The following is a 16,250-nucleotide window of genomic DNA, read 5'->3' as shown; positions in this document are numbered from 1 at the left end:
CATTAAGGATTGGCTTCGGCGCAACGGCGGAAATTGTCGATCCAGGCATATCCGCGGCCAGGCGTACCGTCCGGCCAACTCCGCACAGTCTGCTGCGCGAATACGCTATTGAGCAACCAGGGCGTTTTGTCCGGCCCCCAGTTCGTGGCTGCCGAGCGGCCCTGTATATATCCGTGGGTCGCAACCGCTAAACGCCTGGTGGCGCGAAACAACGCCATTTGGTTGCAGATATAGTTCCTCCGGCTTTCATACCATGGACTCGAAGCCAGGAAGTCGTTCCACTTTGCCTGAGGAAACGGAGATTTGATCGCGGCGCCGATTACCTGCCAGACCTTCAAATTTGCCGCCATGTCGTACCGGCTGAGGAAACCGGCGGGAGCAACATCGGTCAGATGCTTCTTCCAGTGGCGGACCAGCGAAAACTCGGTGACCAGAAATCGCTGGTCAGGCCGAAGCCGTTGCAGCACATAATCGACGAAAGGCCGGGAGTCTTCGATCGAAGCCACATGGGGATGGATGTCCACGCCCCTTATGTCCGGCTCACTTGCAGCGTAGCGGACCCAGCGGTCGGTTGCAGCGGTGTGATTCTTTGCCCTCTGCAGACCATTGAGCGCACCAAGATATAGCTGCGTCGAACAGTTGGCCCCGCAACTGTCGCGACGGAAGGCTATTACTTGCTTGGTGATGTATTCGTAGAACGCGTTCAAATTCTCGTTGCGGTCCGTGCGGCGGCTCTCGATGAACGGTTCGTTTCCGATGACCAGAATGTCCACCCGGCCCATCACCGCATTCAGCAGTTTCGTCACCCGCCGCATCTCCCGGGCCATTTGAGGTGTTCCAGGCTTGGGAAAGGCCCGCCTCTGATACGGGAATTTCATGTTGAGCACGACTCCATAACCGCGTTCCCTCGCCTGCAGAAACTTGCGAATTCCGGGATCGTCCATGGGCGCTTTTTTGTCGGCCAGCGGCATCGCATAGAAGCCGCGCACCCATTTTGTCTGACCTAGCTCCAACTCGTCGAACCGCAAATCCGCGAGATGCTCATTGAAATTCGCCCCGAGCGCGCCTTGCGGGTCTTTCGCCTCCGCTCCCCCGAGACTTACGGCCAGCAGCAAGCCGGCAATGAGCGTTCTGATCCGTAGCGAGCGCCACATAGGAGTCTTTCCTGTCGCCTCAACTGTGTTCAACGAACATCCCAGAGAAAAGTTGCCCCATGTTTAAGCCGCGCAAATACCGGGAACCGGTCCCCGAGCCTTCCATCGAAAGAGGAACTGCATTATAGGCCCAAGCAAACAATCGGCAGCGCCCGTTGGGCCGAACGAAGAAGAAACCGGACAGAATGACCATTCGCAACGACATCGCCATCACGCCTGACCTGATCGCCGCCCATGGCCTGAAGCCGGATGAGTATCAGCGCATTCTCGACCTGATCGGCCGCGAGCCTACCTTCACGGAGCTCGGCATTTTCTCGGCCATGTGGAACGAGCATTGCTCCTATAAATCCTCCAAGAAATGGCTGCGCACGTTGCCCACGTCGGGGCCGCAGGTTATCCAGGGGCCGGGCGAGAATGCCGGCGTCGTCGATATCGGCGATGGCGATTGCGTGGTCTTCAAGATGGAAAGCCACAACCACCCCTCCTATATCGAGCCCTATCAGGGCGCGGCGACAGGCGTCGGCGGCATCTTGCGCGACGTGTTCACCATGGGCGCGCGTCCCATTGCTGCGATGAACGCGCTGCGCTTCGGCGCGCCTGATCATCCCAAGACCCGGCATCTCATCTCCGGCGTGGTTTCCGGCATCGGCGGCTATGGCAATTCCTTCGGCGTTCCGACGGTCGGCGGCGAAGTGAATTTCGACAAGCGCTATAATGGCAATATCCTCGTCAACGCCTTTGCTGCCGGTCTCGCCAGGACCGACGCGATCTTCTATTCCAAGGCCGAAGGCGTCGGCCTGCCGGTTGTCTATCTCGGCGCCAAGACGGGCCGCGACGGCGTCGGCGGTGCGACAATGGCATCAGCCGAATTCGACGAGTCCATCGAGGAGAAGCGCCCGACCGTGCAGGTCGGTGACCCCTTCACCGAAAAGTGCCTGCTCGAAGCCTGCCTAGAACTGATGGCGTCGGGCGCGGTCATCGCCATTCAGGACATGGGCGCGGCGGGCCTCACCTGCTCGGCGGTAGAAATGGGCGCCAAGGGCGATCTCGGCATCGAGCTCAACCTCGACCATGTGCCGGTGCGCGAAGAGAACATGACCGCCTATGAGATGATGCTCTCCGAAAGCCAGGAGCGCATGCTCATGGTGCTGAAGCCGGAGAAAGAAAAGGAAGCCGAAGCGATCTTCCGCAAATGGGGCCTCGACTTCGCCATCGTCGGCAAGACGACGGACGATCTGCGCTTCCGCATCCTGCATCAAGGTCAGGAAGTCGCCAATCTGCCGATCAAGGAACTGGGCGACGAAGCGCCGGAATATGACCGTCCGTGGAAAGAGCCGGGCCGCCATGCGCCGCTAAGCCCCGAGAGCGTACCGGAGGTTACGGATTACGCCGCCGCGCTGCTCAAGCTCATTGGCTCGCCCGATCTTTCCTCGCGCCGCTGGGTCTATGAGCAGTATGACACGCTGATTCAGGGCAATTCGCTGCAGATTCCGGGCGGCGATGCCGGTGTCGTGCGCGTCGACGGCCACGAGACCAAGGCCCTCGCCTTCTCCTCTGACGTGACGCCGCGCTATGTCGAGGCCGATCCGTTCGAAGGCGGCAAGCAGGCCGTCGCGGAGTGCTGGCGCAACCTCACCGCCGTGGGCGCGGAGCCGCTGGCGGCGACAGATAACCTCAATTTCGGCAATCCGGAGAAGCCGGAAATCATGGGACAACTGGTCAAGGCCATCGGCGGCATCGGCGAAGCCTGCCGGGCCCTCGCCTTCCCCATCGTCTCGGGCAATGTCTCGCTCTATAACGAGACGAATGGCGAGGCGATCCTCCCCACCCCGACTATTGCGGGCGTCGGCCTCATCCCCGACTGGAGCAAGATGGCCCGCATCGGCGGGATGGAGGAAGGCGACGTGCTGGTGCTGCTCGGCGGCGACGGCACGCATCTGGGCCAATCCGTCTATCTCCGCGACCTGCATGACCGCGCCGATGGCCCGCCGCCCCCGGTGGACCTGGGCATCGAGAAGCGCAATGGCGATTTCGTCCGTTCGGCCATCCGCAACGGCCAGCTGACCGCCTGCCACGACCTCTCCGATGGCGGCCTTGCCATCGCGCTCGCGGAGATGTGCATCAAGTCCGGCAAGGGCGCGTCGGTCAATATCGGCGAAGGCCCGCGCCATGCGCTCCTCTTCGGCGAGGACCAGGCCCGCTACCTCGTCGCCGCCAAGCCCGACATGGCGCGGCTCATCACGCTCAACGCCGAAGGCGCGGGCGTACCCTTCCGTACACTGGGCACTGTCGGCGGCACCGCGCTTGCGGTCGAAGGCGTACTCAGCGTTACGGTCGAGGCGCTGACGCACGCTTATGAAGGCTGGTTCCCGGCCTATATGGGCGGCGCGGCGGAATAGCACCCAAGACACGGATTGACGCTACCGGCCATCCTCTCCATATCATGGTGAGGATGGCATTCCGCGACTCGAAGACGAGAATCAAATGCGGGATCGACCGCCTGCATGGGGAGACGACAAATGGCAATGGACGCACGCGACATTCAGAAAATGATCGAGGACGCGATTCCCGACGCGAAGGTGACGATCCGTGACCTCGCCGGCGATGGCGACCACTATGCTGCCGAAGTCGTCGCCGAAAGCTTCCGCGGCAAATCCCGCGTCCAGCAGCACCAGATGGTCTACGACGCCCTCAAGGGCAATATGGGCGGCGTGCTGCACGCGTTGGCGCTGCAGACGAGCGCGCCGGAGTAAGACGTCCCAAAGGCTGTTGCGGGACAGCGCTTCTTCTCAAGCGCCTCCTTCTCCAGCCGTCATCCTCGGGCTTGCCCCGAGGATCCATGGCTGAGTAGCACTGACGTTTTCGTCGCATCTACGCATTCCAGCAAAGGTGCGATCAATATGCCCGCCATATTCAGCGATCCTGTCGAGAGTGATAACTCCGTTTCCGCCCTTAGCCGTGGATCCTCGGGTCAAGCCCGAGGATGACGGTTGGATAGAGGAAATCGCTGATAGTCGAGCGCCGCACTTGCCAAGGCGCTTTTCTGATCAGCGATGGTCCTCTCTCAATCAGACGACAACCGCCGCTGATTTTACATCTTAAAATCCCGCTTTCAGGCTTCCCTTCAGCGCCTCCAGCACAAGGCGGGACAGTTCCGAATGAATATCCGCCCGCGAGCGCTTGCCGCTGTCTTCACAAACCGGGTCGATTTCCTTCATTGATTTCAGCAAATCGGCGCTGCCTTCCTTGCATTCGGGCAGAAAGCTGAAATGATTTGCGTCTTTCACCGTCACATAAGTCCCACGCGGCGTGAGCGAAGCGAGTTTGTCCGCGATGACACCCGGCGGTATTTCGCTCCCACTGCCCAGATTGATGAAATGCATCGGGATGGCGATTTCCTTGAGGCTTTGGGAATCATAGGCCTGGGCAAGGCCCGGATCGATCAGCACGGCCGTCTTGATGCGGCGGTCGAGGTTGGATTGCTCGAAACGGGTTCTGTCGATTTTGCGCAGGTCGACTTTGTCTACCTTGACCATTTTACCGCCGACATAGCCCTTGCCGCCTCCGAACCAGGCACAATCCCATTTCGTGTAGTTGTCGCAATAGCGGGCAAAGGCTTCGAGATTGGCCCGCGCGCCTGCGATTTCCATGGCGGCGGTTCCTCCCAGCGAGAAGCCGACCACACCAATGCGGTCCGGGTCAATGGTGTTGCGCCATTGCGGATCGGTCGTCAGCCTGTCCATGATTGCGGTCAGATCCTGCGTCCGTTCCCATATTTTGGGTGTGTCGGCAGGGGTCGAATCGCCACTGGTCGTACCGGGATGATTGGGACCAGCCACAACAAAGCCTGCTTTCGCCAGCTCTGTCGCCAGCCAGCCCATTCCCTCGGCACGGCCGCCCGATCCGTGTGACAGCAGAACCAGTGGAAAGCGCCCTTTGGCGGCGGGCGCGTCCCGGAATGCCTGCGAGCCCTTGAACAACGCGTTGTCGCCGATCAGGACCGAAGTGCCGCCGGTTTCAGCGGGATACCACACCGTAACCGCTAGTTCTTGGCCGCGTTGCGGGGCGGCTACGCCGATCTGCCGTACGCCCGCCTCGTCTGCATGGCAAGGCGCGACGGTGGCGCAAAGCAATGCCGCCAATGATAAAATATGAAGTCGCATAATTTTTTGCTCCGGGTTGATAACACCGGAAAACCCTTGCAGCCATCGCGCCTTTCCAGCGTCCTCGATCATGATCAAGGTCGCCTTCGATCGCATTCCAGGCCATGATGGACGGGTCAAACATCAGTCCGAAGCGTGCCGTGATCTTCATTCCCCTTCCCTTCGCCGTCGCCATGCTGCTTGCGATCCTGCTTGCCTCGCTGCTGCGTAACCATGGGTACGCCGGGGGCAACCGGCCGTTTCTGGCGCTGGTCGCGCTATGCGCCGTGCAGTCGGTCATCGTCGGCTTGCGCTGGGGGTATGACATCAGGGAGCTGCGTTATGTGCTTCCCGTGGTTGCCGGCTGCGTTCCGCCATTGGTGCTGGCCAGCTTTCGCAGCCTCATTCACCGCGATAAAAACTCCATACAGTGGCTTTCCATAGCCGGGCCGCCGGTGGGCATCGTCCTATTGCTGCTGCTGGCGCAGGAATGGATCGACGCGGCGCTGATCGCGCTCTTCATCGGATACGCGCTGGCTATCCTCAACCTTGGCCGCACGGGACCTGATAGCCTGGACGAGGCGCGGCTTGAAGGCGCGGTCGCGGCGCACCGGGCGCTTGTTCTCGCCGCCGCGTCGCTTTGCCTGTCGGCCTTGTTCGATCTGGCGATATTTCTCGATTTCGAATGGAGCAAGGGCAGGAATGCCGCGCTGCTGGTAGGAAACGCCAATCTGTTCTGGCTGCTTCTGCTCGGCGTCACGGCAATCATCGCCGCGCGGGCAAAAGCCGTTCCTCTCCCGGAGACGGAAGATACGGCGGCCATGGCGGCGCAGGATCAGGACGTGCTCGCCCGCATCGACCGGCTGATGACCGAGCAAAAGCTGTTTCGCGACGAGAACCTGACCCTATCGCGGCTGGCGCGGCGCGCGGGCGTTCCGGCGCGGGCGATCTCGGGCGCGGTCAATAGGCGGAAGGGCCGCAACGTATCGCAATATATCAACGACTTCCGAATCGCCGAGGCCTGCCGGTTGCTCGGCCAAACGGACATGCCGGTGACATCGGCGATGTTGGAGGCGGGTTTCCAGACCAAATCGAACTTCAACCGGGAATTCCGGCGCGTCACCTCTCTCAGCCCGGCGGCCTGGCGCGAGCAAAACCGGCAAAGGACGGCTCCCCTGTCAGGATAATCGCTTTCATCGCATTGCACCGCGGCGCGTCCTGCAATAAATATAGCTGAGCCATACTTACTTGCCGGGTTCTTCCCCGGCGCGGAAAGGAAGATCCCCATGAGCGGCATCAGCGAATTGATCGACAGCGAAGTCAAGAACAACGACGTCGTGCTTTTCATGAAGGGCACGCCCGGCTTCCCGCAATGCGGTTTTTCCGGACAGGTCGTTCAGATCCTCGACTATATCGGCGTCGATTACAAAGGCATCAACGTGCTTTCCTCGGACGAACTGCGCCAGGGCATCAAGGAATATTCCAACTGGCCGACCATTCCGCAGCTCTATGTGAAGGGTGAGTTCATCGGCGGCTGCGATATTGTGCGCGAGATGTTCCAGGCGGGCGAACTGCAGGATCTCTTCACCGGCAAGGGCATTGCCACCAAGGCAGCTTGACCGGCCGTTGAATTTCCCATTACCGGAAGTTACCGAGGCGCCGGCACTCCGGCGCCTTTCGCGTTGTTTGATTCATTACGCTTGAACGGGATATTACCGGACTGAAACGGGGCATCCCGGCGTCCCAAGCGCTTGTTTTCGTCGCATGACCCATCCGAACTGTCTGCCATTTGCCGGCGCGACGTTGGGTTCCGGATCATGCTTCAGCGGATTATGAGGACCGATTTTGCAAACGACACAATTGGAACGACCGAGGAAACAGCTCGGACGAGTGGAATTCATCGCGCTCATCGCTGCATTGATGGCGATCAACGCGCTTGCCATCGACATCATGCTGCCCGGATTGCAGGAGATCGGCGCGAGCCTCGGCGTCGCCTCGGAAAATCACCGGCAATATGTCATCTCCGCCTATTTTCTGGGCTTCGGCATCTGCCAGCTCGCCTATGGCCCGCTTAGCGACCGCTTCGGCCGCCGTCCGCCTCTGCTCTTCGGCCTTGCCATCTATATTATATCGGCGGTCGGCGCCGCGCTTTCGGACAGTTTCGCCGCCCTCCTCGCCTTCCGCGTGCTCCAGGGCGTCGGCGCGGCGGCGACGCGGGTCATAGCCGTCTCCATCGTGCGCGACACCTTCGGCGGACGCCAGATGGCCGAGGTGATGTCGCTCGTCATGATGGTGTTCATGATCCTGCCGGTCATCGCGCCCGCCACGGGGCAGATGATCATGCTCTTCGGCGAATGGCATCTGATTTTCGCTTCCATGGCCGTCATGGCGCTTGTGGTCATGGTGTGGACTTTTTCCCGCCTTCCCGAGACGCTGCATCCAGAGGATCGCCGCCCCTTCACGGTAAGCTCCATCATCGGCGGCTTCGGTATCGTCATCAGCAATCGCGTGGCGTTCTGCTATACGCTCGCCAGCTCTTTCCTGCTCGGCTCGCTCTTCGGCTTCATCAATTCGGCGCAGCAGATCTATGTCGATATCTATGAGCTAGGCAAATGGTTCCCGCTCGCCTTCGCCGGCGTGGCGGGGGCGATGGCGGTGTCTTCCTTTCTGAATTCGCGGCTGGTCGGGCGCTATGGGATGCGCCGCATCTCGCACGCCATGCTCATCGTCTTCACCCTTGTCAGCATGATCTGGCTGGTGCTGTCGCTGCGCGGGCCGGTTCCTTTCCCGCTCTTCATCACGATGTTCGCCACCATCATGTTCTGCTTCGGTTCCATCGGCGCGAATTTCAATTCGCTGGCGATGGAACCGCTCGGCGCCGTAGCGGGAACAGCGTCATCGGTGCTGGGCTTCACCCAGACGCTGATCGGCGCGACGATCGGTGCCATTATCGGGCAGACCTTCAACGGCACCACGACCCCTATCGCCGCCGGTTATTTCGTGCTTGGCGTCGTCGCCCTGATCTTCGTGCTCGCCGCCGAGCGTGGAAAGCTGTTCCAGCCGCACAATGCGCCGGTGGAGCACGTGGTGCATTTGGATTAGGAGTAAGGGAAATAGAAGAATAAGTGAGTAGGGAGATGGAGGGGAAACATACTCCCTTACTCCCTTATCCCTCATTCTCTAATTTCAGTCCCGCAAAATCGAACAATGTCCGATCCAGCAAATGGCTCGGACGGACATGGGCGAGCGCGCGGATCACGGTGTCCTTGCGGCCCGGCATGCGCTTTTCGATATCAGCGAGCATCGCTTTCATCGCGTTGCGCTGCAAGCCGTCCTGGCTGCCGCAGAGATCGCAGGGGATGATGGGAAACTGCATGGCGGCGGCAAATTTCTCCAGATCTTCCTCCGCCACGAAGCTGAGCGGGCGCAGCACCATCACGTCGCCCTCGTCGTTCAGGAGCTTCGGCGGCATCGCCGCGAGCCTGCCGCCATGGAAGAGGTTCATGAAGAAGGTTTCGAGAATATCTTCGCGGTGATGTCCCAGCACCAGCGCCGAGCACCCCTCCTCCCGCGCGATGCGATAGAGATTGCCACGCCTCAGCCGGGAACAGAGCGAGCAATAAGTCTGACTCTCCGGCACCTTGTCGGTCACCACCGAATAGGTATCCTGATATTCAATGCGGTGCGGTATGCCGTAGCGCGTGAGAAATTCCGGCAGCACATGCTTGGGAAAATTCGGCTGCCCCTGGTCGAGATTGCAGGCCAGAAGCTCCACGGGAAGCAGCCCGCGCCATTTTAAATCGAGCAGCAGCGCCAGCAGGCCATAGGAATCCTTGCCGCCCGAGAGCCCGATCAGCCAGCGCTCGCCGGGCCTGACCATGGCGAAATCCTCCAGCGCCTGCCGCGTCTGCCGCAACAGCCGCTTGCGCAGCTTGTTGAACGCCACGCTCGACGGCACATCGCGGAAAAGCGGATGATAGCTGCCGGTGTCGGATTCTGACAGGAGATCGGGGTCGTGAATTGTCATGTCCGTCGCTCATTGGCCAAACAAAAAGCCGCCCGGGAATCCCCGGGCGGCTCTTGTAAACGGTCCGAAGACTTAGCGCGAATAGAATTCGACGACCAGGTTCGGCTCCATGTGCACCGCATAGGGCACATCGGAGAAGGCCGGAACGCGGGCGAACTTCGCGGTCATCTTGTTGTGGTCGACTTCGATATAGTCAGGCACGTCGCGCTCGGCTAGCTGCGTGGCTTCGAGGACGATGGCGAGCTGCTTCGACTTCTCGCGCACCTCGATCACGTCGCCCGGCTTGCAGCGGTAGGACTGGATATTCACGCGGCGGCCATTGACGTTGACATGGCCGTGGTTGACGAACTGGCGCGCGGCGAAGATCGTCGGCACGAACTTGGCGCGGTAGACGATGGCGTCGAGGCGCGATTCCAGAATGCCGATCAAGGTCTCGCCCGTATCGCCCTTGCGGCGGGAGGCTTCCTCATAGACCTTGCGGAACTGCTTCTCGGAGATATCGCCGTAATAGCCCTTGAGCTTCTGCTTGGCGCGCAGCTGGACGCCGTAGTCCGAAAGCTTACCCTTGCGGCGCTGGCCGTGCTGGCCGGGGCCATATTCACGGCGATTGACCGGGGACTTAGGGCGGCCCCAGATGTTTTCGCCAAGACGGCGGTCGATCTTGTATTTTGCGGATTCGCGCTTGCTCATCGCATTTCCCTTTAAACAAAAGCAATCGAAGCCCTTGTGAGCTTCGATCAAGGAAACGCGCCCTCCTCTGCCCTCCGTTTTCGAGGACTGACAGGATAGCGCGCGCACGCATTGCGGCGGCCATCCACGGGACACGTCAATGAAACGCCAGAACCAAAGGCTCTTGCGCTGGCGGGTTTCTATGCAGGCGGAAGGCCGATGTCAAGCGGGCAGGCCGATTGCCTTACGCATTGTCACCAAGCGTGACGTGCCAAAACGCGGCATCATGGCAATATTGAGTTTGTCGAAAGAGGAGAGAGACCGCCCATGACCGATTTCCTCCGATTGCCGCTCGCATTCGCCGCAGCGCTCTGCCTGTTCACGTCCCCTGCTCTTGCGGCGCCGATTTCGGGGCCCGTCCCGGTCCCTCAGCCGAAGCCGGGAACGGAAGAAGAGAGCCGCCAGAAAAAGGAGCCCGCGCCGCAGGAAAAGCCGCCCGCTTCGGCTCAGCCTGAGAAACATGAAGATACACCGCAGCCGGAGGAAAAAGCCGCAAAGAAGGATGAGCGCGTCTATCAGACTGCCTGCCCGGCGCTCATGAAGGGCGACGTGCAGGGCAAGATTGTCGCGCCACTTTCAGACGGCATATGCGGGGAGCAATCCCCATTGTCGCTCACCGCTATCGGCAAGGACAATCCCTTGCGTTTCACCGCGCCGGTCACCACCAATTGCGCCATGGCCGCTACATTAGCAGAGTGGGCGGGGCATGTGCGCGCGGCGGCGTTGAAATCCTTCAACACCGAGATCGAGACCATCGGCACCGGCTCCGACTACCAGTGCCGCAAGGTGAATAACGGCTCCGCAGGCCGCACATCCGAGCACGCTTTCGCCAATGCGCTCGATATCATGTCCTTCCGCTTGAAAAACGGCCGGATAACGGAGCTTGCCACCGGCTGGAATGGCGATCCGCAGGAGAAGGAATTCTGGCGCGCGGTCCACAAGGCGAGTTGCGGCCTGTTCATGACTGTCATCGGCCCCGACGGCGATGCGGCGCACAAAACCAATCTCCACCTCGACCAAGGCTGCCACGGCAGCAATTGTACTTCACGTATCTGTCAGTAATGGAATGTCTTATTGATGTGGCATGTATTTCCGCGCGATAATGACGGTATGTCTTTCGATACGAGGAGTAATGCGATGAAGTGCGATAAATTACTGGTAATGGCAGCCGCTACCCTCATTGCCGTCGTAGGTACTGCTTACGCGGAAACGCCACCGAAAAGATCAAGCGATTTTCAACGCAACTACCAGACGCTGGTGAAGGACCAGCATGCCTCGCCGCAAGTGGCAAGCTGCATCGCCACGGGCTACGATCTCGTGGAAAGGAACAAGCGATTCGATCGCCTCGGGTTCACGGCGGAGGATATCGCCAAAGCAAAAACGAACCGCAAGGCGGGAAAGTTCAGCGCCGGCGACCCGACCAAAGTTTCCGCCGTCATCTCAATTCCCGGCGAGGCGCGGCCGCGCGCTGATACCACCAACTGGGCGACGATCACGCTGCGCTGCGGTGTCGTCAAGGGCCAGATCAAGGCCATCGAGATCAAAACCGCGAGCTGATTCTATTCGTTCTCCGCGTCGAATGCGGCTCGCGCCGCGCGCAAGGCTGCGCGATTGTGCGCCGCCCATGTGCCCAGCGTGTCGATTGGCCCGGCAAGCGAAGCGCCGAGCTCCGTCAGCGAATATTCCACCTCCGGCGGCGAGACCGGCTTCACTCGCCGCACCACCAGCCCGTCGCGCTCGAGCGAGCGGAGCGTGACCGTCAGCATGCGCTGCGAGATGCCCTCGATTGAGCGGCGCAGCGCGTTGAAGCGAAGCGCGCCTTCCTGAAGATTCAGGATCACCAGAATGCTCCAGGTATCGCCCACCCGGTCCAGTACCTCGCGGATCGGGCAGCCGCCCTCCCCGTCCGGCGCGAAGCCCGGCGAGGTGGAAAGGAGCGGCGCGCTCGCCTTTGGTTTCGTCGAGATCGTCATGCTTCAATCCTCCGAGGCGGTAACACCCATGTGCCCTGAATAGAAAAAAGTGCGTTCTTCACGGGCTTTAGCGCATCTTGTATGCAGTTACCATCGATAACCTGATTACGAAATCTACCCGAATAGATGAAAGGATCAATCATGGCGAAAATCGCCCTTATCGGCGCGACAGGCTTTGTCGGCGCCCCGCTTCTCGAAGAAGCCGTCTCTCGCGGCCATAGGGTCACGGCTCTCGTCCGTCGCCCTGAAAAAGTGCCGGCGCGGAAAGGTATCACCGCGGTAAAGGCCGATGTGCTCGATACCGACGATCTGGCGCCGGGCATGACATCGTGATTTCCGCCTATAACCCCGGCTGGGACGATCCTGAAATCCGCAAAACCCATGTGAAAGGCAGCCGCTCGATCAACGAAGCAGCGAAAAAGGCCGGCGTAAAACGCCTCATCGTCGTTGGCGGCGCGGGCAGCCTTGAAATCGCGCCCGGTCTGCAGCTCATCGACACGCCGGAATTCCCCGCCGAGTGGAAGGAAGGCGCGCTTGGCGCCCGCGACGCGCTCAACGAGCTTCGCGCCGAGACCAGCCTTGACTGGACCTTCGTCTCCCCCGCCATCCATCTGGAACCGGGCGAGCGTACCGGGCAGTACCGCCTCGGCGGCGATCAGCCGGTTTTCGATGACAAGAATGAGAGCAGGATTTCAACCGCGGACCTCGCCGTGGCGATCCTCGACGAGGCCGAACAGGGCAAGCATATCCGCAGGCGCTTCACGGCGGCTTATTGATGCTCCTGCCGGAGGAAGCTTTACTTCATCCGGCAGTTTTTTCCGTACCAGCCGTGCGCTTGCACATCGAGACCGGCATTCTCGCTTGTGGCATTGCAGATCGGAAAGCGCTCGTCCCCTGAACGCAAGATAGCCAGTTCCTTGATACGGTCGGTATCGGACTGGCCTTGCATACCGACAAGGCCTTCTATGGCCTCATTGAACTCGCGCTGTCGCTGGCGCTCCAGCTTTCGCATCTCGCGCTGGTTTCCCATGTTCATCATGCAATTGGCGAAATCTGGGGTATTGGTTCGGAAGCCATAACTTGCGCACTGCATACGATCTTGCTGAAGCTGCTCCAGGCGCCGTTGCTCCCGCCTCATGGCGCGCTCTTCCGGGCTGACGCAGCCGGAAACAACCGACAGTACAACAAGAAATATCGGCACCTGCCAATAAGCCATAGTATTTCTCCAGCCGTTATTTATATTTACCAGTATATTTATAATTATACTTAATATTTAATTACATTTAGGAATAAGACATCGGTTTCCTTCAGGTGACTTGAACACAAAAAGGTGCGTCCTTAACAAGGAGCGGGGCGCGCTCTATCTGCGAGCCAATCATTCTCACCGGAAAGGCTTGGCACGCATGGAACTCGGCATCTACACCTTCGCGGATATGGGGACGGACCCGAAGACCGGGCGCGCAATCTCCCCGGCTGAAAGGCTGAAAAACCTCATGGAAGAAATCGAACTTGCCGATCAGGTCGGGCTCGATGTCTTCGGAGTCGGCGAGCATCACCGCCTCGAATATGCCGCCTCCGCCCCCGCCATCGTTCTGGCCGGCGCCGCCACCCGCACGAAGACTATCCGGCTGACCAGCGCCGTTACGGTGCTTTCTTCCGACGATCCCATTCGCGTGTACCAGAGTTTCTCCACGCTCGATCTCCTCTCAGGCGGCCGGGCGGAGGTCATGGTCGGGCGCGGCTCCTTTATCGAATCCTATCCGCTCTTCGGCTATAATCTCAACGATTACGACGAGCTCTTCGCCGAAAAGCTCGACCTGCTTCTGGCGGTCCGCGCCAATGAGCGAGTCACATGGTCGGGCCGGCAGCGCGCGCCGATCAACGATCGCGGCGTCTATCCGCGTTCGCTGCAGGAGCCGCTGCCGGTCTGGATCGCCGTTGGCGGCACACCGCAATCGGTGGCCCGCGCCGGTTTTCTCGGCCTGCCGCTCGCCCTCGCCATCATCGGTGGGGATCCTGAACGGTTCAAGCCGCTGGTGGATCTATATCGCGAGGCGGGCGCCAAGGGCGGCCACGCGCCGGAGACTTTGCGCGTCGGCATCAACTCGCATGGCTATGTCGGCGAAGATTCGCAGAAAGCCGCCGACGAATTCTTCCCGCCCTATGCCGAAGTGATGAGCCAGATCGGCCGCGAACGCGGCTGGCCGCCCACCACCCGCGCCCAATTCGACGCCATGCGCGGCCTGCGCGGCTCGCTTCTGGTGGGCAGCCCGCAAGAGGTGATCGATAAGATTCTGCTCGAACACTCCTATTTCAAGCATGACCGCTTCATGATGCAGGCCGGGCTCGGCCATCTTCCGCATGACAAGATGATGAAGACGATCGAGCTGTTCGGTACGCGGGTGGCGCCGGAGGTGAGGAAGGCGTTGCGTTAAGCGACGTCGAGAGCCAGCCCAAACCCCTGCATCAATCTCCGCGTCGAAAAATCCGGCTGGCCGGAGGTGAAGATCGCGATGTCGTCGCCATGTTCCGGCTCGGCGCCGCTGACATTGAGCAGCGAGCAGGCGCGGCGGGCGATGGCTTCCGCGGGGTCGAGCCAGTCCACCGGCCAGGGTGCAAGGCGGCGGAAGACATTGGCCATGAACGGATAATGCGTGCAGGCGAGCACGACGATATCCGTGCGCCGCCCGTCCCGCTCGATGAAGCATGGCGCGATTTCGGCGCGCACCGCATCGTCGTCCGCCGCCTCGCCCCTGATATGCGCCTCGGCCATGCGGGCAAGATTCTGGCTGCCTACCAGATGCACATCGCATTGTGTGGCGAAGGATTGGATCAGGTCGCGCGTATAGGCCCGCTTTACCGTGCCCGGCGTCGCCAGCACCGAGACGAGGCCGGAACGCGTCCGCTCCGCCGCGGGCTTGATCGCAGGCACGGTGCCGACGAAGGGCGTCGAAGGGTAGGCGCGGCGCAGATCCTCCAGCACCAGCGTCGAGGCGGTGTTGCAGGCGATGATCGCGATTTCCGGCTGGTGCCGAGCAAGGAGATCGCCGAACAGCGCCACGATACGCCCTTTCAGCGCACCCTCTTCCCACCCGCCATAGGGAAAGCCCGCATCATCGGCCACATAGACGAAGCGCCGATCCGGCATCAGTACCCGCGCCTCACGCAAAACCGTCAGCCCGCCGATCCCGCTGTCGAACACCAATATGGGGCGGTCCGGCACCACGTCTGAGGCAATTCGGTTTAGCGGCTCGGCAAGGGTCATTCCTCTTTGTCCTTTTCGCCCTTCAATGGCTTTGGCTTCTCGCGTCCTTCCGGCGCGCCCGAGCCACGCGGTTTCTTGCGCGTGAAATAGTCGAGCGAGGTGAGAACGCCGCGCAGCAGCTTCACCTCGGCCTCGGCAAAGCCGGCGCGGGTCAGCACGGAGCGAAGGTTATGCACCATGATCTCCTTGCGCGCGGCGGGGCGGAAATAGCCGCGCACGTCAAGAGCTTCCTCCAGATGGTTGAAAAAACCGTGAAGCGTTTCCTTCTTCGCCGGCTCGAGCTCCGGCCCGCGGAAATTGGTGTCGGTCTCGTTCTCAAGCCCCGATTTCATCCATTCATAGGACATGAGCAGCACGGCCTGCGCGATATTGAGCGACGCGAAAGCCGGATTGACCGGAAAGGTCACCAGCTCGTCGGCGAGGCTCACCTCCTCATTGCTAAGGCCAAAGCGCTCGCGCCCGAAAAGGATGCCCGTCTTCTCTCCCGCCGTGAAACGGTGCCGCAGCGCCCTCCCCGCCTCCACCGGCCCGCGCACGGGCTTGAAACCGTCGCGCTCCCGCGCCGTAGTGGCGAAGACGAAATTGAGGTCCTCGATGGCCGAAGGCAAATCCGCATAGACCTTCGCCCCGTCGATCACATGATCCGCCTTGCTCGCCGCCGCTCGCGCCTTTTCATTCGGAAATTCCTCGCGCGGATTGACGAGCCGCAGCTCGCTAAGTCCGAAATTCGCCATGGCCCGCGCCACCATGCCGATATTCTCCGGCAATTGCGGCTCGACCAAAATGATGGCGGGGCCCTCGGCGATAAAGGGGCGATGTTTGTCCGTTCCGGCCATGGTAGTCTCTGAATGCGGTTGAAATGCCGCACTCACTGGCACAGCGGCAAAAAAAACTCAAATTTCGCTGCGTCCGATATGACGCTTTGCCTCGCTCGCTCCCGATGCTATAGGGGCGCGACCC

The 16,250-nt window shown here is 60.7% G+C and carries 16 protein-coding genes and 1 pseudogene; 9 read left to right on the top strand and 8 right to left on the bottom strand.

Annotated elements, in window-relative coordinates:
- Positions 1-2: 2 nt before the first annotated feature.
- Positions 3-1,154, bottom strand: coding sequence for a hypothetical protein (locus ACOWVG_RS10170; protein ID WP_420961908.1), 1,152 nt, complete (start codon positions 1,152-1,154; stop codon positions 3-5).
- A 185-nt stretch (positions 1,155-1,339) separates the two neighbouring features.
- Here ACOWVG_RS10170 and purL point away from each other — a divergent pair, with 185 nt between their 5' ends.
- Together purL and ACOWVG_RS10160 are read left to right on the top strand one after the other, a co-directional pair.
- Positions 1,340-3,553 carry a phosphoribosylformylglycinamidine synthase subunit PurL gene (gene purL, locus ACOWVG_RS10165; protein WP_420961907.1) on the top strand — a complete coding sequence of 738 codons (2,214 nt, stop codon included), beginning with the start codon at positions 1,340-1,342 and terminating at the stop codon, positions 3,551-3,553.
- 120 nt (positions 3,554-3,673) lie between these two features.
- Complete coding sequence (locus ACOWVG_RS10160) at positions 3,674-3,907, top strand: BolA/IbaG family iron-sulfur metabolism protein (RefSeq protein WP_068881667.1); 234 nt, start codon at positions 3,674-3,676, stop codon at positions 3,905-3,907.
- A gap of 345 nt (positions 3,908-4,252) precedes the next feature.
- On the opposite strand, the gene ACOWVG_RS10155 is transcribed toward ACOWVG_RS10160, so the two are convergent.
- A complete protein-coding gene (locus tag ACOWVG_RS10155) occupies positions 4,253-5,317 on the bottom strand; it encodes an alpha/beta hydrolase family protein (protein ID WP_420962406.1) in 1,065 nt (354 codons plus the stop codon).
- Positions 5,318-5,457: 140 nt separating this feature from the next.
- Here ACOWVG_RS10155 and ACOWVG_RS10150 point away from each other — a divergent pair, with 140 nt between their 5' ends.
- The 3 genes from ACOWVG_RS10150 to ACOWVG_RS10140 all read left to right on the top strand — a co-directional run bounded on the left by ACOWVG_RS10150 (position 5,458) and on the right by ACOWVG_RS10140 (position 8,398).
- Entirely contained in the window at positions 5,458-6,483 is a 1,026-nt protein-coding gene (locus ACOWVG_RS10150) for a helix-turn-helix domain-containing protein (protein ID WP_420961904.1), read from the top strand.
- Between the two features lie 99 nt (positions 6,484-6,582).
- Positions 6,583-6,915, top strand: a complete 333-nt coding sequence (gene grxD / locus ACOWVG_RS10145; RefSeq protein ID WP_420961902.1) for a Grx4 family monothiol glutaredoxin — start codon at positions 6,583-6,585, stop codon at positions 6,913-6,915.
- Positions 6,916-7,138: 223 nt separating this feature from the next.
- Complete coding sequence (locus ACOWVG_RS10140; RefSeq protein WP_420962405.1) at positions 7,139-8,398, top strand: multidrug effflux MFS transporter; 1,260 nt, start codon at positions 7,139-7,141, stop codon at positions 8,396-8,398.
- 64 nt (positions 8,399-8,462) lie between these two features.
- On the opposite strand, the gene ttcA is transcribed toward ACOWVG_RS10140, so the two are convergent.
- Together ttcA and rpsD are read right to left on the bottom strand one after the other, a co-directional pair.
- Complete coding sequence (ttcA, locus tag ACOWVG_RS10135; protein ID WP_420961900.1) at positions 8,463-9,323, bottom strand: tRNA 2-thiocytidine(32) synthetase TtcA; 861 nt, start codon at positions 9,321-9,323, stop codon at positions 8,463-8,465.
- Positions 9,324-9,395: 72 nt separating this feature from the next.
- Complete coding sequence (rpsD, locus tag ACOWVG_RS10130; protein ID WP_420961898.1) at positions 9,396-10,013, bottom strand: 30S ribosomal protein S4; 618 nt, start codon at positions 10,011-10,013, stop codon at positions 9,396-9,398.
- A gap of 306 nt (positions 10,014-10,319) precedes the next feature.
- Between rpsD and ACOWVG_RS10125 the strand changes: the two genes are divergently transcribed.
- On the top strand, positions 10,320-11,114 hold the full coding sequence (locus ACOWVG_RS10125; protein WP_420961896.1) for an extensin family protein: 795 nt from the start codon (positions 10,320-10,322) through the stop codon (positions 11,112-11,114).
- Between the two features lie 75 nt (positions 11,115-11,189).
- Positions 11,190-11,609 (top strand): type IV secretion system effector BspC, encoded by a 420-nt coding sequence (bspC, locus tag ACOWVG_RS10120; protein WP_420961895.1) that lies wholly within the window; start codon positions 11,190-11,192, stop codon positions 11,607-11,609.
- A gap of 2 nt (positions 11,610-11,611) precedes the next feature.
- On the opposite strand, the gene ACOWVG_RS10115 is transcribed toward bspC, so the two are convergent.
- Complete coding sequence (locus tag ACOWVG_RS10115; RefSeq protein WP_420961894.1) at positions 11,612-12,025, bottom strand: winged helix-turn-helix transcriptional regulator; 414 nt, start codon at positions 12,023-12,025, stop codon at positions 11,612-11,614.
- 141 nt (positions 12,026-12,166) lie between these two features.
- On the opposite strand from ACOWVG_RS10115, the pseudogene ACOWVG_RS10110 reads away from it, so the two are divergent.
- Positions 12,167-12,801 (top strand): annotated as a pseudogene (locus tag ACOWVG_RS10110) (NAD(P)-dependent oxidoreductase).
- Positions 12,802-12,821: 20 nt separating this feature from the next.
- Here the strand turns inward: ACOWVG_RS10110 and ACOWVG_RS10105 are convergent.
- Positions 12,822-13,241, bottom strand: coding sequence for a hypothetical protein (locus ACOWVG_RS10105; RefSeq protein WP_420961892.1), 420 nt, complete (start codon positions 13,239-13,241; stop codon positions 12,822-12,824).
- A 187-nt stretch (positions 13,242-13,428) separates the two neighbouring features.
- On the opposite strand from ACOWVG_RS10105, the gene ACOWVG_RS10100 reads away from it, so the two are divergent.
- Positions 13,429-14,460 carry an LLM class flavin-dependent oxidoreductase gene (locus ACOWVG_RS10100; protein ID WP_420961891.1) on the top strand — a complete coding sequence of 344 codons (1,032 nt, stop codon included), beginning with the start codon at positions 13,429-13,431 and terminating at the stop codon, positions 14,458-14,460.
- Here ACOWVG_RS10100 and murI read toward each other — a convergent pair.
- On the bottom strand, positions 14,457-15,290 hold the full coding sequence (murI, locus tag ACOWVG_RS10095) for a glutamate racemase (RefSeq protein ID WP_420961889.1): 834 nt from the start codon (positions 15,288-15,290) through the stop codon (positions 14,457-14,459). The genes ACOWVG_RS10100 and murI overlap by 4 nt on opposite strands.
- Entirely contained in the window at positions 15,287-16,126 is an 840-nt protein-coding gene (locus tag ACOWVG_RS10090; RefSeq protein ID WP_420961887.1) for an RNA methyltransferase, read from the bottom strand. The genes murI and ACOWVG_RS10090 overlap by 4 nt, the downstream gene beginning before the upstream one ends.
- Positions 16,127-16,250 lie beyond the last annotated feature (124 nt).

Source organism: Brucella sp. IR073 (assembly GCF_049065735.1).
Lineage (GTDB): Bacteria > Pseudomonadota > Alphaproteobacteria > Rhizobiales > Rhizobiaceae > Paramesorhizobium.
This window is presented reverse-complemented; position numbering and strand designations above follow the sequence as displayed.